We start from the raw sequence: 21,363 nt of genomic DNA on the forward strand, positions 1-21,363 counted from the left end.
TTCAAAATTAAGACAGCCTAGCGCTTCAAATCCGAATTCCATCCTGTTACATTCGCTCTCATGCTATTTTTTTGGCGTTTTTCATGGAGTTAAAGAAGCAGTCCGATTACGAGCAATACATAAGGCAGGACAGCCTTGGCGAATATTACGTCGTGCTCAATCAATATACTTTCCATAGTGTTTATCAACCAATCTTCGATAAACACCAAAACATGATCGGTATGGAAGCCCTATTGCGCATTCGAGGCGCAGACGGAGCCAACATTCGTCCAGATCTTTTCTTTACCGATGCCAGCATAGATACCTACTTCCGACTTTGTATGGAGTTTCTATCTCGGGCAATTCATATCCGAAACTTTGCACGTCATTTCGCAGGTTCGCCGATAAAACTATTTCTAAACGTCATGCCGCAAACCTTATTAACACTGACCAAAGACATGGGTTTTAAAGATAACGGTTTGCTGTATAAGCGGTTGCATGAGCTAGGTATGGAACCTTCTGATGTGGTCTTTGAGGTGGTTGAAGAGTCGTGTGGTGATACTGAATTACTGATCCAAGCGGTACAACTAATGCGAGCTAATGGCTTTCTTTTCGCCATTGATGACTTTGGTTCCCACCATTCCGATATGTCACGCGTTAAGCAACTTTGTCCCGACATTATCAAGATAGACCGTTCTTACCTTCTTGATTACTGCTCTGGCGATACGCTTGCGATTGCCAATGCAGTTGAACTGGCTGAAGAGATGAATGCGAAAGTTGTTATTGAAGGGGTTGAGGAAAACATGCAGCTCTCCGCTATGCAAGCGCTTAATCTTGATTACTACCAAGGCTTTTACCTAGCTAAGCCAAACTCGATTAACCACTGGACCAAACACGCGCAAAACAGCGAAGTTTTACACTAACCAATCAGCCCCAAATTCTTATCAGTCAAATCCACAACCGCAAAATACAAAAGCGCCGCCTTGGTCAATAACCGAAGCGGCGCTTGTGAAATTATCCGTGTTATAGGTAAATCACTTAGAAGAAGTCGATAGAGTTACGCCCACTCTTTGGATCGCGACTCACTTGAGGCTTGTCTTCTTTCTTACCTTTCTTGGCAGATTGAGACAATGCTTCTTTCTGTGCCTTACGCTCTTTGTGCGCCGCTTTACGACCCGTCGATTGAGGACCTTTAGCTTTTTTCTCATTCTTATTCGAACGAGATTTTTCTTTACGCGCGTTTTGTGCGTCCTTCTTCGCCTTCTTCTCTGCTTTTTGCTCCGCAGTTTCTGGCTCAGTTACTGGCGCATCGCACACAACGACATAGTATTCTTGGTTGAACTCGAAGAAATCGCCGTCGTACATCTTGCGACGTTTGCGCGTTTCTAGCTCACCATTTACCGCAACATAACCTTCTTCGATGATGTGTTTTGCTTCACCACCGCCACTCACCAAGTTTGCGATTTTGAAAAGCTTGTACAGCTCAATTGGGTGCGCGTCGACGTCGATACCGATCGCTTCGATCTCAATCTCTTCGCCTTCTAAATACTCTTCGTGTTCGTAATCTTGGGTCATGTTCGTTACTCATTTTTCTTGATGAACGGAGTTTAAACGGAATGCGTACAAATAGAAACGTGATCTTCACTCAACTTGTCCAATTGGGTATATACTCACCCAATAACTCCTTGAACGAGCAATATTTTGTCTAATAAGAACTGCATTACCTTTGCCACCGCCAATCTGTTCAACTTTGTTGCTCCACCTGGCGCGTATTATGACTTTGAGAACATTTACTCCCTCGACGACTGGCAGGACAAACTCACTTGGACAAAATCACAGCTCGAGCAACTCGCCCCAGATGTCATCGGCTTACAAGAAGTGTTCAGTATTGAAGAAACCAAAGCCTTCTTTACTACAATGGGATACCAGTACTTTGCCAGTGTCGATACGCCGCATATTGAGGGTGACTACATCTACTCTCATCCTGTAGTGGCAATCGCGTCCCGCTTCCCAATTGAAAGTTATAAAGCCGTCACTTTCGATAAAGAAACGCTCAACGCCTTCGGTGATTTCTCTGCACCCCCTTTCAGCCGAAAACCAATTCGAGCAATCATCGTTCACCCTATCATTGGGCATATTGCAATTTATGTTACGCATTTAAAATCACAAAGACCGGCTGATTCAGAGACACCTGCAGATGCAAGCAAACCAATTGCGCGCTGGCTATCAACACAACAACGCGGTTGGGAAGCAGCCATGCTACGCGACGCAATGCAAAAGCAGTATGCACGCGACTCAATGCCCACCGTGTTAATGGGAGACATGAACCAAGCCATCACATCCACAAGCGTTAACAAGGTTTTGATTGAACATTACGGTGACAGCGTCACTGATTTGCAACTAAATGACGGATGGGAATTGCAAGTAGCGCCTACTCTGGAGCCACGCCCAGCAACGCATTACCACTTCGCAAAAGGAAATGTGTTGGACTACATCTTGCTATCGCAGGAATTCGATGCTCATGCAGACATATCGATAGCGGAAGTGACGAGATATGAAGTGCTGGATGCGCACTTAATTAACCCGTCTTTTGAGCGAGATAAAAACGCCAGCGACCACGCGTTTGTGGCGCTGACGGTAGAAATTAAGCTTTAGCGTCGATGTGGCGTTTCACAATCTTACGTGGAATCAACTCAACCCCAGCCTTGTAGCGTTTTGCAGACGCATTAAGCGCCAACTCCATCGCACTGTCGGCAATGAGTTCAAACTGCTGCGGTAACGAATTGATTTTGATTGGCAAAAAGTCTAATAAGCGGTTATCACCAAAGGTTGCTAAACGCACTTTCGCCATCAGCTCCGGCTTTTCTAACATAACGTCTAACACCCCTTCGAGTAAGGTGTATGACATAGTCACTAACGCATCAGGTAATTCGTCATTTGCAATCCAGCTTTCTAACACTTTCTTGCCTTCTTCTCGCGAGAAATGCTGACCATATCCCACCAGCACATCTTTGCTTTCTTGTTGACAAGCAGAACGAAAACCCAATTCACGCTCTTTAGAAACTTGAAGTTCTGCTAAAGCGCCAATAAGCCCAATCGATTTGATTTCAGAGGACAAAACCGACTCAGTCAACTCAAATGCCGCGTCAAAATCTTCACTGATCACACAGCAAAAATGCTCATCATCCATTGGACGGTCAAGTGCAATAACTGGCGTGCCCGAGTTTTGCAGCTTTAAGTAATACTCACTGGCAGCCGGCATGCTACTTGCGACAAACAATGCGTCAATACGACGGCTAACCAATGCCTCAGCCACTTTCTCTTCCGTTTGCGGATTATCATCCGAGCAACCAATCAGGATTTGGTAACCTGCTTTACGAGAGTTTTGCTCAATCAGTTTTGCTAAACGTGCGTAACTGGTGTTCTCTAGGTCTGGAATGATCAAACCGAACGAACGCGAGTTTCCCGCACGTAAAGAAGAAGCCGCGTGATCCGGTTTGTAATTGTGCTGCTCTACCACCGCCATGACTTTCTTTTGAGTCTTTTCGCTAATGCGGTACTTCTGCGCTTTCCCGTTAATCACATAGCTTGCTGTCGTCTTTGAAACCCCAGCTAATTTCGCTATTTCATCCAGTGTCATATTCTAAGCCCTATTCTGTGCGCAGGATCATATTAATACATCAACGATCCTTCGATAAGTTGAATTATATGCTGAACCGATTCAGTATAAAAGCTGAAAGGATTCAGCAAAACTTAAAAATTGACGAGAATCACCAAAAAACAGCAAGTGAGGTTTGCTTTGCTAGGCTTTAGAGGCAATCAATCACTTGATGATTAAGTTTTGATTTTAAAAACAGTTTCGCTGAGTGTTTTAAAAATTTAACCAACTGCTGAATCGATTCAGTTCATTGTTAAAGCTAAGCAGTTTCGTAGCAAATAACGCTGGTTAACAGGAACAGCAGTTCAGCAAAGAATAGATAAACAAGGTTACGCATCGAAGAACGAGCCGCGTAGCCAAGATGAATTAGAAATAGATACCTTAAGGCTGGAGAAGCACCATGCTTAAGCTAAGTAAGAACGACATTACCCTATCTCAATCCGCTACAGATAAGTTTGAAGCGATTAAAAACATCGCTCAAAGCCTGACAGACAAAGGTCTGGTAGAACAAAGCTATGTAGAGGGCATGCTAAACCGTGAAAACCAAAACTCAACATTCTTGGGTAACGGCATCGCGATTCCTCACGGCACCACAGACACACGCTCAATGGTTAAAACCACGGGTGTTGCGGTTCACCACTTCCCACAAGGTGTTGAATGGGGTGACGGCAATAAGGTTTTCGTCGCTATTGGTATCGCGGCAAAATCAGATGAGCACTTGGGCATCCTAAAGCAGCTAACAAAAGTATTGGGCGCAGACGGTGTTGAAGAGCGCTTACGCAATGCGAAAAGCGAAGATGACATCATTGCCCTACTTCATGGTGACGTTCAGCTAGAAGCAGATTTCGATGCCTCTCTAATTCAACTTCTCTTCCCTGCAAGCGACATGGTTCAAATGAGCGCGGTTGCGGGTGGTCTACTTAAGAATACAGGTTGTGCTGGTGCAGAATTCGTTGCGGATCTTGTGACGAAAACACCGACGCACCTTGGTCAAGGTCTGTGGCTAGTCGGTAGCGATAAGCAAGTAACTCGCACTGGTGTTTCTTTTGTATCAACAGCGAATGACTGTGAGTTTGCAGGCGAGAAAGTTCGTGCTCTAGTTGCGTTTGCTGCTTGCAATAACGCGCACCAATCGATCCTAAGCACAATTTCAAAGCTTGTGTTTAACAACGAACACAACAAGTTACTTGATGCTTCTGCAGAACAAGTTCTAGCGTTATTCAAAGGCGAAGAAGTAGCAAGCGAAGCATCTGAAGATGGCAACACTGCAGTGTTCAAGATTAAGAACGCGCACGGTTTGCACGCTCGTCCGGGCGCAATGCTGGTCGCGGAAGCGAAGAAATTCGAATCAACCATCCGTGTTGCTAACTTAGATGGCGACGCTAAACCAGTAAACGCAAAGAGCCTAATGAAAGTTATTGCGCTTGGTGTAAAACACGGTCACCAGCTTCAATTCTCTGCTGAAGGTCCAGACGCAGCACAAGCTCTCGAATCCATCGGTAAAGCAATCGCTTCTGGTCTTGGTGAAGGTTAAGGGACGGATTCATGACAGCAACAATTTCATCGACAAAAGCAACAAACAAAGTCGTGACCATTACGCTTAACCCTGCCCTTGACCTAACGGGTTCACTGGATTCACTAAAAGTGGGATCGGTCAGCCTAGTAGAAAAGAGCAACCTGCATGCTGCTGGTAAAGGCGTAAATGTCGCCAAAGTTCTGAGTGACTTAGGTGCGGACGTGACAGTGACTGGCTTTCTAGGCAAAGACAATCCGGAACTATTCCACCAGCTTTTCGACGACATCAAGGTTCACAACGAGTTTGTTGAAGTCGAAGGCGCAACGCGCATCAACGTAAAACTGGTTGAGGCAGATGGTCAAGTCAGCGATATCAACTTCCCTGGTGTGCAAGTCACGCCAGAAGAAATCGCTCGCTTTGAACAAACCCTATTCCGCCTTGCAGAAACACACGATTACTTTGTTCTTGCCGGCAGCCTACCTGGCGGCGTAAGCGCAGAGCAATGTGCAACGTGGATTGAAGCGCTGCACCAACAAGGTAAGAAAGTGCTTTTTGATAGCAGTAAAGCCGCATTACGTGCAGGTATCGAAGCGCATCCTTGGTTGATCAAGCCAAACGATGAAGAACTCAGTGATTTTGTTGGCGAACATCTAGCCACACCAGAGCAATGCCAAACCGCGGCGCAAACACTTAGCGATAAAGGCATTGAGAACATTGTTGTGTCAATGGGCGCTGACGGTGTGATGTGGCTTAACCAAGGTGAATGGCTACGCGCACAACCACCAAGAATGAATGTTGTAAGCACAGTTGGTGCAGGCGATACGCTTGTGGCGGGCTTGTGCTGGGGTCACATGCAAGTGATGCCGAAAAACGACTTACTCCGCTTCGCTACCGCGCTTTCTGCTCTTGCAGTTAGCCAAGTTGGCGTTGGCTTAACCAGTCAGGAAGAACTGGAGAACATCAAGCTCCAAACACAAGTAACCGAGCTTTACCCTAATACTAACTTAGACAAAAACTAAGGAACAGAAGGTTATCAGTATGAATATTGCCATCATTACAGCTTGTCCAAGTGGTGTTGCGAACAGCATCATTGCGGCAGGTCTACTAGAACAAGCAGCCGCTAAGTTAGGTTGGAATGCGAAGATTGAATGCCAATCAAGCGTGATTGAACCAACTCGACTAACAGACGCTGACATTGAACAAGCAGAAGCGATCGTAATTGCGGCTAACACTCCAGTTGATACTTCTCGTTTCGTAGGTAAAAAAGTCTACTTATCAGATATCAGCGACGTAGCTAAAGACGCATCTGCTTTCCTACAAACTGCAGTAGAAAGCGCAGCAACCTTAGCGCAAGCAACAACTGTTGCGGCACCAGTTGAAAGTGCATCAGCGACGAAGAAAATCGTTGCAATTACGGCATGTCCAACAGGCGTAGCGCATACCTTCATGGCGGCGGAAGCACTGGAAGAAGAAGGCAAACGCCGCGGTCACCAAATCAAAGTGGAGACACGTGGTTCAGTAGGCGCGAAAAACCAACTCACTGACCAAGAAATCGCAGACGCAGATTTGGTAATCATCGCTGCCGACATCGAAGTGCCACTAGACCGCTTCAACGGCAAGAAGATGTACCGCACTAAAACGGGTCCAGCTCTGAAGAAAACCGCAGAAGAGATGGACAAAGCGTTTGAACAAGCAACCGTATACCAACATTCTGGCTCGTCAAGCGCATCATCAGCGACTGAAGAGAAGAAAGGCGCATACAAACACCTAATGACAGGTGTATCGCACATGCTCCCTGTGGTTGTTGCTGGTGGTTTGATCATCGCCCTATCCTTCGTATTTGGTATTGAAGCGTTTAAAGAAGAAGGCACATTAGCGGCTGCTCTGATGAACATTGGTGGCGGCTCCGCTTTTGCTCTGATGATTCCTGTACTTGCAGGTTACATCGCATTCTCAATTGCTGACCGCCCAGGTCTGGCTCCGGGTCTTGTCGGCGGTATGCTTGCAAGCTCAACTGGCGCTGGTTTCCTTGGTGGTATCGCTGCGGGTTTCATTGCTGGTTATGCCGCGAAGTTCCTTGCAGATAAAGTGAAACTTCCACAATCGATGGAAGCACTTAAACCGATTCTGATCATCCCATTTGTGGCAACCTTGTTCACTGGTCTAGTTATGATTTACATCGTAGGTGGTCCGGTATCAGGCATCATGAACGGTCTAACAGACTTCCTAAACAACATGGGTTCTGACAGTGCTGTACTACTAGGTATTATCCTTGGCGCAATGATGTGTTTCGACTTGGGTGGTCCAGTAAACAAAGCAGCTTACGCATTCGGTGTAGGTCTATTGGCTTCTCAAACTTACGCTCCTATGGCTGCAATCATGGCGGCAGGCATGGTCCCAGCACTTGGTATGGGTCTAGCGACATTTATTGCGAAAAACAAATTTGAACAAAGCGAGCGTGAAGCAGGTAAAGCATCATTCGTTCTTGGTTTGTGCTTTATCTCTGAAGGTGCAATCCCATTCGCTGCGAAAGATCCAATGCGTGTAATCCCATCATGTATGGCGGGTGGCGCACTAACGGGTGCACTATCTATGCTGTTCGGTGCAAAACTAATGGCACCACACGGTGGTCTGTTCGTACTGCTAATCCCTAACGCAATTTCTCCGGTATTGATGTACTTGGTAGCAATCGCAGCAGGTACAGCGGTAACAGGTTTCACTTACGCGTTCCTAAAGAACAAAGCAGAAGCGAAACAACAAGCCGCTGCTTAATCGTCAACGGTCAGCTTGTGCTCACCTAGGCAACGATTGATTAACGATTAACAATGCCTCCCTCGATTTGGCATTCGACACCTCCCTTTGCTTCGGCATTGGGAGGTGTTTTTTATTGTAGAGAGACGAACAGAAGCGTGGTCAGATAACTAAATATGAAAAAACGAATGGATGACTAAATGCGGTAACAAACAAAGTTACTTTCCTCTGCTTCGCTTTGATTGAAAAAGAACAAACGGTCATTTTCAACTTTATAAATAAAGTCCGTTTTCGTTCCAACATACGAGTTCATGTCGCGGATAAACACTTCACTTTCTGTCGGTTGGTGATTCCAGCTTACCTTTTGATAATCCACTGATAACTCATGTCCATCGACCTTATACTTCCCATTGAAAATCATTTCGTATTCTTTACTTTCACCCGTCTTAGTCAGAAGTGAACCTTTTTGAAAGATATACATATCCCTATCGGAGCTAAACACCACTACAGAGCGATCTTTGATGTGCTCGTATCGTCGATAGCCTTTCGTGATAAAGTCCTCTTCATAGGTCGCACAAGCCCAGCGGGACCCAGTAATCTCATCCGACTGAAAGTACTTTTGATGTACGACAACGCCAACTAAAGCGAGTGTCAATCCGATATTAAGCACGGCGAGTTTGTTTATTTGCATATTGCGTCCGCCCTCCTCATGCTCTCCAAGATGGTCTCTTTTAACGATTCAACCTCAAGTGAGAAGTTAATGTAGTTGACGTTCTTATTGCTATTTTTAGCAAACGCAAAGGCACGCAAAATGTAGGCACCTTCTTGATAAGCTGATTCGGAAACGCGTAAATAAACAATTGCCGGACAGACAGGAAATGAATCCTCATTCAGACTGGTTGCCAAAGCCAAAAGATTAAGCTCATCATGTTTGAGGTCGTAAAAATAAAAGTCCGTTTCAGAGACGGAAAAGTCGTGATATTCAGAATTATTGAGGAAATCAGGATGTGGCGCGAAAGGACGAAAATACAATACTGATCCAAGTGCTAAAACAAGTAGCAAGCTCAGTATTGGTGCCAAGTTCAATGCCTTACCTCGCGATTCAGTTGGTCTTTGAACGGAAGTTCTAACCGTTTCGGCGGACTCTGGTTCCAATGTTTCTAAATCCGGGATCTGCACTTTTTGTTTAGTGGGTTTAGCGTCGTCATCAATTTCTAGTAAATAGCCAATTTTGCTAACGGTTTTTATCTTTACGCCTTTTGCATCCAACTGCCCTAGCTTCTTTCTCAAGCCCGAGATGACATTAGTTAGTGCTTGATCCGTGACTACCGAACCATCCCAACACGTTTCAAATAACTCCTCTCGAGTGACATGAACCCCCTGCTTTTCAATCAACAGGTTCAACACTTGATAAGGGAGCGGTCTTAACGGTACATCACTGCCTCGTGAATTGGACAATTTCCTTGTCGTCGGATCGAGGATTAAATTGGCGAAATAGATTCTATGCATACAGTCTCACTATTTTCTCAACTCCTTGAATTATAGGTTAGGTTTGCAAAATCAAATCAGAAATCTCTCAGTGTTCACAATTCACACCATCGCACTGAATCACCCAGCAGCTCTGCATTGCATCATTAATAAATTACGATGAACAGCCACTGATTACACAAAAAACACACAATTTCGTAAGTGTCTAAGCCGATTGAAATTATTTGGTTTTTGTTTACTTTTAGTTTAGTTTTTTCATCGCCTCACTCGGATAATGAACACTGTTTTAAACACAACAAGACAGACAGTAATACAGAGGTAAATAACAATGAAAAAAGCAGTCATCCTTCTTCTAGCACTAGGCAGTATTCAAGCCCAAGCAAATGACTCAAAAGACGTGTCCGGTTTTTATTTGGGAGGTGGTATCGGTAATACTACCTATAGCGATGATGACCCATTCACACAGCTCGATGGTGACGGTACAACCTTTAAACTTATCGGAGGGTATCAGTTCAATCGTATCGTTGGTGTTGAAGCACAATACACAGATTATGGTGATATTAAGCTTAAGCACACCCCGTTAGATTTGGATGTAAACAGTGTCTCCGTCGCGGCAAATATTGGTTATACCTTCGACAACGGTTTGCGACCATTTGCGACATTAGGCTTGGGATATATCTCGGTTGATATCCCGGAAGGGTTAGGACCTGACGAAGACGAGTTATTACTTCGCGTCGGCGCTGGTCTTGAATATACACCACGTCAGCTTAGCAACATCACTTTCCGTGCGGCGTATGAGATAGACCACTTCAACGTCGATTCAACCCGTTCGAGCAAAGATACCGACATCCAGATCGGCTCTTTCTATGCGGGCGCAACGTACAAGTTCTAATAATCAAAGAAAAAGCAAACACATAGAAACCACAAAGGGCGACACTAATTTTAATAGCTGTCGCCCTTTTCTTGTTCGGGTCTGTTTAACCGATACTTATTTTTTCATCATGTACTTTTGTACGACCTACTTCTGCATCGGTACCGCTTCAATATCGACATCCCCCGTGTTCATGTCTACCGTCGCTTGGTAGACACTGTGTGGGTCGCCGTAATGCTTAAACGTAAAATGATAAACATTGGCTGGCGTCCAAATTTCTTGGTCTTCTGCCGGCATAATGTCATAACCATCTTGCTGGTAAAGTTCAGTTGCCATCACATAAGCAAGCGCAGTCTGTACCTTAGCATCACGGTCAATTTTTGGCTCTAACGACGGGTTACTTGGGTAAGTGTTACCATTGAAGCTCATTTGACGATAAGCGCCGTTGCTCCACACAATAAAGTCTTGCCAACCATTGCTGTAACTGTCAGCCAAAACAACAGGCGTTCTAGTAACTGACATGCGGTTAAGAACCTTGCCGTTGTTGTCGAACATATATGCGCTACAACCGCCACTGCCGCAGAAATAGCGATCTTGAAGCAAGACAAAGTGCTCCGCTACTCCATCGCTATTTAAATCCGCAGAGCCTGTTAGGTAACGAATTTTATCGTTTTCTAGAGAAAGCCCTTCTGGATTCAAAATGCTTTGGTCGATCCAAGTCGCGATAGTTGCCGCATCGACACTTTTGATTTCCACAGGTGCTTCAGAAGCTGTGGTATTTGTAGAAACACTGTCTGTAGAAGAACAGCCAATAAGCGTTAGTGAACCTAGAAGGAAGAGTCCGTGTAATCCACGATTTATCATTTGCGTTCGCTCTTTTAATCATGATGTTTTGTTAGTATACGCATCATTTATCAATCGCTTGCAAGAAAATCATAAAAATCCGTTAAGTGTTCACCAAACCACCCGTTTTGTCTTTTTCGCCTTTATCTACTCTTTTTCTTCTCAAAACTCATTTCTCGTCCCTATACGCCAAGATCAAAAAAGCCCTGAGGAAAATCCCCAGGGCTAGGCAGGAATCTGACAGAAGTCAGGTTGGTCCCTTATGCAGTGGTTGGTTTGATCTTAAACAGAATTGCAAACATGACTGGAACGACAATCAATGTTAGCACTGTAGCAAAACCAAGGCCTGCCATAATCGTAATCGCCATTGAACCGAAGAAGGCATCAAACACGAGTGGAATCATACCCAGAATCGTTGTCAGTGCCGCCATACTTACTGGACGAACACGGCTAATCGCACTATCAACAATGGCTAAGTAAGGATCCTTGCCCGATTCAAGCTCAAGGTTAATCTGGTCTAGAAGTACGATACCGTTTTTCAGAATCATACCGCTTAAGCTCAGCAAACCAAGGAAAGCAGTAAAGCTGAATGGCATGTTTGTCGTCAGAAGACCAAACGCCACACCGATGATAGACAACGGCACCGTGAACCAAATAACCAGTGGTTTCTTTAATGAGTTAAACAGAAGCATCGTAATGATGAACATTAATAGGTAACCCATTGGCAATGAGCCAAACAGCCCTTCTTGCGCATCTTTTGATGACTCGTATTCACCACCCCAAGTAATTTCGTACCCCTCTGGAATGTGTAGCGCCATCACTTTTGGTTGTACACGAGCAAACAAGCTTGCCGCGGTATCGTCACTCAATACGTCGTGGTCAGCCAGTACCGTTAGAGTACGTTTACGGTCACGACGTTGAATCAACGGCTCATCCCAATCCAATTTCACACCGTCAATCACTTGATCAACTGGGATGTACGTCTGTAACGATGGACTCCAAATGTTCACGTTTTGCAGCGATTCAAAGTCAACACGCTCCGCTTCTGGTAGACGCGTCATGATAGGCAGAATATGCGTACCATCGCGCAAGAAGCCTAGTGTGCTACCGCCAAACGCCATTTGTAGCGTACTTGAAAGATCTTGCTTCGAAATACCTAAGCGACGCGCTTTTGATTCGTTAAATACCGGTACAAGCTCTTTAGTACGCTCACGCCAATCATGACGAATATTGCGAGCGCCTGGGTCAGTGTGCAGAATGTCTTCTACTTGTACTGCTAGCTCACGCAGCACTTGTGGATCTGGACCAGTAATACGTGCCTCAATCTTAGAAGCTGGCGACGGACCAAACTCCATCAGCTTGAACTGAAACGTTGGCTTATCAAACGTCTTCGCTAGATTGTCGTCTAGCTTGTGCAGAAGCTTGAACATGTTGTCACGGTCCGTAGTACGAACTTGGAACTGTGCGTAAGCTTCGTAACTCTTTTCCGGCTGGTAAGTCAGAGCGAAACGCTGCAAACCTTGACCAATCGACGCAGAAACAAAATCAATGTCATCTTGCGTACGAATGTAGCTTTCTACTTCTTCAGCTTTCTTGATGGTTTCACGAATATCTGTACCTTCAGGCATCCACATATCAACGTAGAACATCGGTGTATTTGAAGGTGGGAAGAACTGTTGCTTGACACTACCAAACGCAACCACCGCACCCACAAGTAACGCCACCATGCCGGCAACGGTCAACCAACGAAAACGAAGTGCAAGTTTCAAAGACGCACCAAATGTAACGAACAACCAGCCTTTGTATGGGTCTTCATCTTCAGCGTCCGCGCCTTTGTCTTCTTCTTTCAATAGAAGATCTGCTAGAAACGGCGTTAGCGTAATTGCAGTAATCCAGCTTAAAAATAGCGAGAAACACAATAGCCAGAACAACGAGCCCATGAACTCACCCGTCGCGTCTTGAGATAAACCGATAGGTGCGAAAGCAGTGATCGCAATAACGGTAGCACCAAGTAATGGCCACTGGGTTTGTTTTACAATATCCGTTGCCGCTTGAACTTTAGTACGACCCTTCTTAAGACCAACCAATATCCCTTCGACAACAACAATGGCATTGTCCACTAGCATACCGAGAGCAATGATAAGCGCCCCCAGCGAGATACGGTGCAGCTCGATATTGTTGTAGTTCATTAATATGAAGGTGCCGAATACCGTCAACAGCAGAACCAAACCAATGATCAAACCACTACGCAGCCCCATGGTGAACAACAGTACAATAATTACGATCGCAACCGCTTCTGCCAAGCTAATAACAAACGCTTTTACCGAGTCATCCACTTCTTGTGACTGGTTGTAGAAATAGTTCATATCGATACCAGCAGGCTTGATCGTTTCAAGGCTTGCCAGTTCCGCTTCAATACGTTGCCCCACTTCTACCACGTTCACACCTGACGCAAACGAGATACCAATGTTGATCGCTTTCTTACCGTTGAACAATAGAACATTGCCCGGTTTTTCTTGAATACCACGGCTGATGGTTGCAACATCTTTTAGGCGGATCAGATTACCTGTATCACGACCGTGAATAATCAGGTTTTCCAAGGCTTCTACGGTGTTTAATGTGCCGCTAGGACGAATAATTAGACTCTCGCCGTTCACCATCACTTCACCAGCAGAAACCACATTGTTCTGTTGGTTCAGCAAACCAGAAATCACGTTCATGTCGAGGTTAAGCGCAGCTAAACGATCAAGAGATATTTCAACGAAAAGCATCTCTTGCTGATCACCAGCAATGTCCACTTTGCCCACACCGTCGATAAGTTCAAGCTCACGCGTAAGTTGGTCCGCGTAACGCTTTAGTTCGATGTAATCGTAGTCATCACCTGTGAGCATTAACATCACGCCGTACACGTCGCCAAAGTCATCAATGATTTGCAGAGATTGAACACCTTGCGGCAAAGTTGGTTGCAAATCGTTGATCTTACGACGCATTTCATCCCAGATCTGCGGCAGTTCATCAGGACCGTAGTCCATCTTCATGCTCACCATAATCTGTGACATACCACTCGAAGACGTTGACGTAATCTTATCGATATAAGGCAACTTACGGATCTCTTTTTCAAGCGGATAAGTCAGTTCTTCTTCCACTTCTTTAGAGGTCGCGCCCGGATAAGTCGCAATCACCATCGCATCCTTAATGGTAAATGCCGGGTCTTCTAATCGACCAAGTTCTAAGAACGACGTTACACCGCCGATCGCAAGAATAACGATAAACAGCCAGCTGATGACTTTGTTCTTAATTGAGTATTCAGCAATGCTCATTATTGTACTTTCTCCACCACGTCCACATGCTTACCTTCACGAAGTTTGCGTAAGCTGGAATTCACTAATACATCGCCTTGAGCAACACCCGAGGACACAATCGCACCTTCACCATTAACTTGATTGATGGTCACGGCAACTTTTGTGACCGCGTCACCATTTAATTTCCAAACGAAAAACTCACCGTCATGGCTGCCCGCTTGCAGCGCTGTCATTGGGATGTTGTAGCCATCAATAGACGTAATGCCTGCCGCTACCATATCAACCGACACGCTTACGCTTGTACCCGGCAAAATCTCTTGCTCAGGCTGAGGCATCGTCAGGTACATTTGGTAAGTTTGTGTTTGCGCATTTGGCTCACTGGTGTGCTCCAAGTAGTTCAACTGATACCGCTTTTCATCACCAGAGAACGTTGCTTGAGGTTGGTAACTCATGCTTTGAGTGTTTGGATTCACCATTGCTAATACGTTATCTGACAGCTCAATACGAACGTACACTTTGTCACTTTGATAAAGGTTTAGAACCGGCTCACCAATTGCAACACGCTCGAAACGCTCTTTAAATACGTCAGAAACTTTGCCTGCAAACGGGGCAAACAAACGGGTGTAATTCAACTGGTTTGTCGCGTTATAGAAGTTCGCTTCTGCCAGCTCCTTGTTTGCCGTTAGTTCGTCTAGCTCCGCTTTCGAAATCATTTGGCGGCTGTGCAACTCTTCTCCACGTTTAAGCTGACGAATAGCAAGCGTGTATTGCGCCTCGGCATCATTGACTGCTTGCTTCTCTTTACTGTCATCAAGCTTAGCGATCATCTGACCTTCTTTGACTGTGTCACCAGCTTTCACCAACACATGTTGCACCTCACCGGCTCGACGAAACGCAATCGGAGTTTGTTCAGCAGGCACCACTTGTCCCTTAAAGGTACGGAACTGGCTCTTTACTGGAACATCGACAGAGACCGTCGACACATACAAAGGTTGTTCAACAGCTGCTTCTTCGTTGCTGTTACAACCAGTCAGCACTGCAAGCGCAACAGCAGAAACTGTAAATAGTGAACGTTTCATTAAATACCTTCCTCACGGACCCAAGCTTTCACCACTTGACCTTCAACTAGGCGCTCAACACCCGCGATGACAACATAATCGTTCTTGTCTAGACCCGACTCCACACCACCGTTTTCATTTAGTGACAAGGTCACTTTATTCACCTGTTGTGTTTCACTGTCCATCACCCAAACTTCGCCTTGAGTTTCGCTTTTGCTTACCCACGCCGCGCTTGGCAGCATCACAGCATCCGAAACATTTTGCTTAGCGATATGAACTTGACCTGTCATGCCCGTCAGCAAGTTACGATCAGACGGACGAGTAATGGTCACAATCGCCTCATAACTGTTAGTGTCTGCGTTTGGCTGAGTCGAAATCTCTTTGAATGTGCCTTGAATGCGATTGTTTGGTTCGCTGTCCATCGTTACCCACATTTCCGCGTCTTTTAATGTGTTCAGTGACACCGCTTCTGCATACGTGACGGGCAAAGTGAACGACACATCCAACGTGGTATTGTCGATAAGGTTTAGAATTTCTTGTTTCGCCGCGACAACTTGGTACGGCTTCACGTAGGTGTAAGAAACCACACCATCTAACGGTGCATGAATCTCTGTGTAGCTTAAGTCTGTTTTTGCTTGCTCAAGGTTTGCCAGTGCGGCTTTGTACTGGGTTTCTTGCTGGTCATAGCTATCAGTACTGATCAGCTTCTTGTTGTACAAGCTTTTCGAGCGTTCCCATTGGGTTTTCGCTAACGAATATTGTGCTTGCGACGCATCAAGCGCCAATTGCAGATCTTTTGGGTCTAGCGTTGCAAGGACATCGCCCTGCTTCACTTCCTCGCCCATTCTGACGATCAACTTCTCAATTTCGCCACCAACCTGAAATGAAAGTTGGGCTCTGTACGTTGCATCTATTCGCGCAAGGAATGCATCGGAATCGGCAACAGTCAGATCATTAACAGCAAGTAATTTTACAGGTTTGATTAATGGCTCGGACGGTTCTGATACGGCTTTGTTACACCCTGTCAGCATCGTAGCGAGGCTCAATGCCACCGCTGCTCCGACAAATGTGCGCTTTAGGTATTGTTTTCGCACTGGCTTTCTCCATCGACTTTTTATTTACTACACAGCCGTGCAGTATAAGAATAATGAAAAAATGATCAACATATTTTCCACATGGATAATAAAATAATTAGTCAAATCGTCCGGTTTCTGGTAAAAATAAGCGCGTTGAATAATATTCGGGAAAATTCGAACTATGACAGAGAGAAAGCAAGGCCGTAGGAGTGCTGAAGCCGCTGAGCAAACTAAGTGCCTGATTCTTAGAGTCGCGGCAGATATGTTCTGTGAGTTAGGTTATGAACGAGTTTCGCTTCGAAACATCAGTGAAAAGGCTGGTGTCTCCCATAGTTTGATTCGCCACCACTTCGGAAGCAAAGAGAAGATCTGGCAAGCCGTAAGTGATGCCATGGACGAGTTCATGCAGGGTTACATGGCGCAGCTGGTTAACGAAATGCCAGCAAACACCCCGTCTAATCAGAAGATTTACCTATTCATGGTAAGAATGCTTGCGTTCGCGCTGGTTAACCCTCACCCAGTGCAGATGATTGCTGACGCGATTCGCCAAGGCGATGATGCGCTACTGCAATACTTCTTAAGATCGAAAGACGAATTTGCAGCGATTTTTACCGACCTCTTTGCTGACTACAATGTTGAATACCCTGAATACCAAATCGATCAGTGGGAATCAAAATGGCAAATGCTGGTATTTGCTCATGGCGCGATTAGCCTAGCTCCAATGATGCAAGAGACATGGCCAGAAGACGCAAACAACCGCGACAAGATGCTGATCAGACACTGGGAATTGTTCAACACCATCATGGCAAGCCAATTTAGTGTGAATAAAGAAGACATGATTCACCCAGACAAATTGAGTGAAGTGGTTATCGATATGTGTTGCCCGATTGAAGAATTAAGCGCGTAATCAACACCTTCAGAATAACGTAAAAATGCCGAGCAATTTGCTCGGCATTTTTGCTTATGCTTTTCGTTTCAAAGAGGAAACGAAATGGAACCTACTTAATAGTTGCTTATTCCTAAACGCGACACTATAGCTATACAGCGCGTGGGAAGTAGATTCCTAGTCTCGCTTTGGCTCGCTGGAATGACGAGCTTTAATTAACCACGGTAGTAGCGTTGCGGTACGAAAGGCATTTTTTCTACCGTCATTGGTAGCATCTTGCCGCGTACTTCTGCAAATAGCTCTGTACCGATAGCCGCAAGATCGGCGCGCACGTAACCCATAGAAACTGGCTTACCAGCATTTGGACCTGCTGTACCACTGGTTACTACACCAATCTTGTTGCCATCTGCATCGTACAGTTCTGCACCTTCACGCACAGGCGCTTTTGTTTGACCAACCAAGCCAATACGCTTACGAGCAACGTCTTTTGTTTCGATCTGCTTAAGAATGATGTCTGCACCAGGGAAACCGCCCGCACGCTCACCATCTGCGCGGCGTACTTTTTGGATGCCCCATAGTAGGCTTGCTTCAACAGGAGTCGTCGTTGTATCTAAGTCATGACCGTATAGACACAGACCACATTCAAGACGAAGTGAATCACGAGCACCAAGACCGATCCACTCGACTTCCTCTTCGCCAGTTAGCTTACGAGCAAGCTCTTCTGCTTTGTCAGCCGGTACCGAGATTTCGTAACCGTCTTCGCCGGTGTAACCACTACGAGAAACAATGCACTCAACGCCGAGTAGTTCAACTTTACGAACATCCATAAACAGCATCTCTGCTACTTCAGGAGCAAAACGCGCTAGTACTTCTGCTGCTTTAGGACCTTGAATCGCAAGCAGTGCACGATCATCGATGATTTCCAGCTCAACGCCAGAAGGAAGATGCGCTTGAAGGTGTGCAATGTCTTGCTCTTTACATGCTGCGTTCACAACCACAAACAGATGATCACCAAGGTTCGCGACCATCAAGTCATCCATGATACCGCCCTGCTCATTAGTGAAGAACGCATAACGTTGCTTGCCTGCGCCTAGATCTACGATATCAACAGGAACTAACGTCTCTAGGAAAGCTGCCGCACCATCGCCAATCAAACGAAGTTGACCCATGTGAGAAACATCGAACAGACCTGCTGCATCACGTGTGTGTAAGTGTTCTTTCTTAACGCCTAGTGGGTATTGAACTGGCATGTCGTAACCCGCGAACGGGACCATCTTTGCGCCTACTTCAACATGAAGTGCATGCAGTGGTGTTTTCAGAAGTTCTTGAGTCATTTTCGTCTCCATTTAGATAGACCCGAGAATGCTGTCGGCATTCAATGTGTTTCCAATAATAAACACGCTTGATTCAATTTTGCACGAACAAGACATCGCTCGACTTTCAAAAGTGTGACTTTTAACATTTTAATCACAACAAAACGCACAAAAAAGGCGCTCTGTTGAGTGAGATATCATCAACAGAGCGCCATCATAACGCATTCAAAACAGATAGCAATCGTTTGCTTTCACTATAGGAAATTTACAACTATTTATCACTATTTGGCAGTCACCCACAAAATGTGCGCGTCTTCCTCACTCACACTGGTCAACATATGACCCATGTTCGCATCGTAATACACACTGTCGCCTTCGCTTAATACAACGGGCTCATAGAACTCAGAATAAAACATAACCTCACCTGATAAGATGAGTAAAAACTCTTCCCCATCATGGCGAACCCAGTCTTTGTATTCGTCAAAACTGCGAGCACGGATTTGGCTCTTAAAAGGCATCATTTTCTTATTGGAAAGTTGAGTCGCCAGCAGCTCGTGCTCGTAAGTTTGGGTTGGGTGCGGTTTGCCCTCTTTCTTTTTGGTCACATCGCGACGCCCTGTTGCCACCTTTTTCCTTGGTGGTTCAAATAGTTGCGGCATATCGATCTGCAATCCGTGAGCTAGCTTTTGCATCGCTTGGAAGGTAGGAGAAATCTGTTCATTCTCGATCTTACTTAGCGTAGAACGCGCAAGTCCAGTACGTTGGCTCGCCTCTTCCAAAGTGATACCAAGTTTAGAGCGGATATCTTTAATGCGCTGACCGAGCTTAAGCGGTTCAATATTTTGGTCTTGTTGCTCTTTCGCCAACGTCATTGACGGGTATTCATCGTAAATACTTTCTGCCATAAATCCCTCTGTAAATATCCTTTAATCCTTCCTATTAGCATTGTGCATGAACCCTATAATGGATAAAAGTCCACCGAGTTAATTAAAGCGTGCTCTTGTTAACAAAACCAGAAATCTCGTTTCCTATAGGAAATTTTTGGTTGATTGTTCGTTCCGCAAGCGCTATGTTACCAACTTGTTAGATGTAGAGATGCACATTTCCGTAAGAGATTGGACAAGAGAAACCACAATCCGACGGAGTTTTAACCCACTTATTCGGGTCGAAAGTCACTCTGTTCTGCTATGCAGTTCAGCTGTTTTGAGGACAAATGAGCCACCATCGCAATCAAACAACTATTTCTACTGCGGGTTCATTTTCAGATTTGGAAGGTCAACTACCATGAACAAGAGTTACCCTAACCACAGCTTGGAAAACTTTTTCTCTACCAACCTCTCCGCGACAGATGACGCTGTCTTTGCTGGAATTCAGGCAGAATTCGCTCGCCAAAACGAACAAATCGAACTTATCGCTTCTGAGAACATCGTGTCTAAAGCGGTAATGCAAGCTCAAGGCACATGCCTAACAAACAAATACGCTGAAGGTTACCCAGGTCGCCGTTACTATGGTGGTTGTGAGCACGTAGATACAGTGGAAGCCATTGCTATCGAACGCGCGAAAAAACTTTTCAATTGTGAATACGCAAACGTTCAACCACACTCAGGCGCACAAGCAAACGGCGCAGTAAAACTGGCACTACTTCAACCTGGCGACACTATTCTTGGTATGTCTCTGGACGCAGGTGGTCACCTAACACACGGTGCACGCCCTGCACTTTCTGGTAAGTGGTTTAACGCAGTTCAATATGGCGTTGACCGCGAAACACTAGAAATCAACTACGAAGACGTTCGCCAACTAGCACTTGAGCACCAACCTAAAGTGATCATCGCGGGCGGTAGTGCTATTCCACGTACTATCGACTTCGCAAAATTCCGTGAAATCGCAGACGAAGTAAACGCGATTCTTATGGTCGACATGGCGCACATCGCCGGTCTTATCGCAACAGGCGCGCACCCTAGCCCTCTTCCTCACGCACACGTGGTTACGACTACAACCCACAAAACACTGCGTGGTCCACGTGGCGGTATGATTCTGACCAATCACGAAGACATCATTAAGAAAATCAACTCAGCGGTATTCCCAGGTCTGCAAGGCGGCCCACTGATGCACGTGATTGCTTCTAAAGCAGTGGCGTTCGGTGAGGCGCTTGGTCCTGAATTCAAAACTTATATTGATTCAGTGATCAACAACGCAAAAGTTCTAGCGGAAGTATTGCAAACTCGCGGTTGCGACATCGTAACCGGTGGTACTGACACACACCTAATGCTGGTTGACCTTCGCCCTAAAGGCTTGAAAGGTAACAAAGCAGAAGAAGCACTAGAGCGTGCAGGTATCACGTGTAACAAAAATGGCATCCCATTCGACACAGAGAAGCCTATGATTACATCGGGCATCCGTTTAGGAACGCCTGCGGGTACAAGCCGCGGCTTTGGCGCTGAAGAATTCAAACTCATCGGTAATTGGATTGGTGACGTACTGGACGGTTTGGTGAACAACCCAGAAGGTGACGCAGAAGTAGAAAAACGCGTACGCAAGCAAGTGAAAGAGCTTTGCAGTCGTTACCCTCTTTACCAATAAAAGATTTATTAAATCAGAAACTATCCTGACAAGTTATTTGGA

Annotated in this window: 18 protein-coding genes; 8 read left to right on the plus strand and 10 right to left on the minus strand. The window is 45.5% G+C overall.

The features are described from left to right. Positions 1-83 precede the first annotated feature (83 nt). On the plus strand, positions 84-902 hold the full coding sequence (locus QMY49_RS24650; protein ID WP_269986979.1) for an EAL domain-containing protein: 819 nt from the start codon (positions 84-86) through the stop codon (positions 900-902). 115 nt (positions 903-1,017) lie between these two features. On the opposite strand, the gene QMY49_RS24655 is transcribed toward QMY49_RS24650, so the two are convergent. After that, positions 1,018-1,554 carry an RNA-binding S4 domain-containing protein gene (locus QMY49_RS24655; RefSeq protein WP_009696717.1) on the minus strand — a complete coding sequence of 179 codons (537 nt, stop codon included), beginning with the start codon at positions 1,552-1,554 and terminating at the stop codon, positions 1,018-1,020. A gap of 126 nt (positions 1,555-1,680) precedes the next feature. On the opposite strand from QMY49_RS24655, the gene QMY49_RS24660 reads away from it, so the two are divergent. After that, positions 1,681-2,634: an endonuclease/exonuclease/phosphatase family protein gene (locus tag QMY49_RS24660; RefSeq protein WP_283315012.1), complete on the plus strand. Its 954-nt coding sequence runs from the start codon at positions 1,681-1,683 to the stop codon at positions 2,632-2,634. On the opposite strand, the gene cra is transcribed toward QMY49_RS24660, so the two are convergent. Further along, positions 2,624-3,619: a catabolite repressor/activator gene (cra, locus tag QMY49_RS24665; RefSeq protein WP_005451680.1), complete on the minus strand. Its 996-nt coding sequence runs from the start codon at positions 3,617-3,619 to the stop codon at positions 2,624-2,626. The two genes, QMY49_RS24660 and cra, sit on opposite strands and share 11 nt — an antisense overlap. A gap of 418 nt (positions 3,620-4,037) precedes the next feature. On the opposite strand from cra, the gene fruB reads away from it, so the two are divergent. The 3 genes from fruB to fruA are packed head-to-tail and all read left to right on the plus strand — an operon-like array spanning position 4,038 to position 7,925. After that, positions 4,038-5,171 carry a fused PTS fructose transporter subunit IIA/HPr protein gene (gene fruB, locus QMY49_RS24670; protein WP_283315014.1) on the plus strand — a complete coding sequence of 378 codons (1,134 nt, stop codon included), beginning with the start codon at positions 4,038-4,040 and terminating at the stop codon, positions 5,169-5,171. A gap of 11 nt (positions 5,172-5,182) precedes the next feature. Further along, a complete protein-coding gene (gene pfkB, locus QMY49_RS24675; protein WP_038898904.1) occupies positions 5,183-6,172 on the plus strand; it encodes a 1-phosphofructokinase in 990 nt (329 codons plus the stop codon). 19 nt (positions 6,173-6,191) lie between these two features. Continuing rightward, the gene (fruA, locus tag QMY49_RS24680) at positions 6,192-7,925 is read left to right on the plus strand and encodes a PTS fructose transporter subunit IIBC (protein ID WP_017819581.1); all 1,734 of its coding nucleotides are present in this window, start codon (positions 6,192-6,194) and stop codon (positions 7,923-7,925) included. A 175-nt stretch (positions 7,926-8,100) separates the two neighbouring features. On the opposite strand, the gene QMY49_RS24685 is transcribed toward fruA, so the two are convergent. Together QMY49_RS24685 and QMY49_RS24690 are read right to left on the minus strand one after the other, a co-directional pair. Next, positions 8,101-8,595 carry a hypothetical protein gene (locus tag QMY49_RS24685; RefSeq protein ID WP_017189017.1) on the minus strand — a complete coding sequence of 165 codons (495 nt, stop codon included), beginning with the start codon at positions 8,593-8,595 and terminating at the stop codon, positions 8,101-8,103. Further along, a complete protein-coding gene (locus QMY49_RS24690; RefSeq protein WP_283315016.1) occupies positions 8,586-9,413 on the minus strand; it encodes a winged helix-turn-helix domain-containing protein in 828 nt (275 codons plus the stop codon). The genes QMY49_RS24685 and QMY49_RS24690 overlap by 10 nt, the downstream gene beginning before the upstream one ends. A gap of 307 nt (positions 9,414-9,720) precedes the next feature. Here QMY49_RS24690 and QMY49_RS24695 point away from each other — a divergent pair, with 307 nt between their 5' ends. Then, a complete protein-coding gene (locus QMY49_RS24695) occupies positions 9,721-10,284 on the plus strand; it encodes a porin family protein (protein WP_283315018.1) in 564 nt (187 codons plus the stop codon). Positions 10,285-10,410: 126 nt separating this feature from the next. Here the strand turns inward: QMY49_RS24695 and QMY49_RS24700 are convergent, their stop codons facing one another. The 4 genes from QMY49_RS24700 to QMY49_RS24715 form a co-directional block, all read right to left on the minus strand. Continuing rightward, entirely contained in the window at positions 10,411-11,127 is a 717-nt protein-coding gene (locus QMY49_RS24700; protein ID WP_283315021.1) for a hypothetical protein, read from the minus strand. A 239-nt stretch (positions 11,128-11,366) separates the two neighbouring features. After that, positions 11,367-14,426, minus strand: a complete 3,060-nt coding sequence (locus QMY49_RS24705; protein ID WP_283315023.1) for an efflux RND transporter permease subunit — start codon at positions 14,424-14,426, stop codon at positions 11,367-11,369. Further along, positions 14,426-15,487 carry an efflux RND transporter periplasmic adaptor subunit gene (locus QMY49_RS24710; RefSeq protein WP_009702013.1) on the minus strand — a complete coding sequence of 354 codons (1,062 nt, stop codon included), beginning with the start codon at positions 15,485-15,487 and terminating at the stop codon, positions 14,426-14,428. The genes QMY49_RS24705 and QMY49_RS24710 overlap by 1 nt, the downstream gene beginning before the upstream one ends. Next, positions 15,487-16,560, minus strand: coding sequence for an efflux RND transporter periplasmic adaptor subunit (locus QMY49_RS24715; RefSeq protein ID WP_283315025.1), 1,074 nt, complete (start codon positions 16,558-16,560; stop codon positions 15,487-15,489). The genes QMY49_RS24710 and QMY49_RS24715 overlap by 1 nt, the downstream gene beginning before the upstream one ends. Before the next feature lie 163 nt (positions 16,561-16,723). Between QMY49_RS24715 and QMY49_RS24720 the strand changes: the two genes are divergently transcribed. Continuing rightward, positions 16,724-17,449 (plus strand): TetR/AcrR family transcriptional regulator, encoded by a 726-nt coding sequence (locus tag QMY49_RS24720; RefSeq protein ID WP_005451652.1) that lies wholly within the window; start codon positions 16,724-16,726, stop codon positions 17,447-17,449. Between the two features lie 194 nt (positions 17,450-17,643). Here QMY49_RS24720 and gcvT read toward each other — a convergent pair whose 3' ends face one another. Together gcvT and QMY49_RS24730 are read right to left on the minus strand one after the other, a co-directional pair. Further along, positions 17,644-18,762: a glycine cleavage system aminomethyltransferase GcvT gene (gcvT, locus tag QMY49_RS24725; RefSeq protein ID WP_009696728.1), complete on the minus strand. Its 1,119-nt coding sequence runs from the start codon at positions 18,760-18,762 to the stop codon at positions 17,644-17,646. Positions 18,763-19,022: 260 nt separating this feature from the next. After that, positions 19,023-19,646, minus strand: a complete 624-nt coding sequence (locus QMY49_RS24730) for a helix-turn-helix domain-containing protein (protein WP_005431308.1) — start codon at positions 19,644-19,646, stop codon at positions 19,023-19,025. Positions 19,647-20,025: 379 nt separating this feature from the next. On the opposite strand from QMY49_RS24730, the gene QMY49_RS24735 reads away from it, so the two are divergent. Next, positions 20,026-21,321, plus strand: a complete 1,296-nt coding sequence (locus tag QMY49_RS24735; RefSeq protein WP_283315031.1) for a serine hydroxymethyltransferase — start codon at positions 20,026-20,028, stop codon at positions 21,319-21,321. Positions 21,322-21,363: the final 42 nt, after the last annotated feature.

The sequence above is a fragment of the Vibrio harveyi genome, from assembly GCF_030060435.1.
Taxonomy (GTDB): domain Bacteria; phylum Pseudomonadota; class Gammaproteobacteria; order Enterobacterales; family Vibrionaceae; genus Vibrio; species Vibrio harveyi.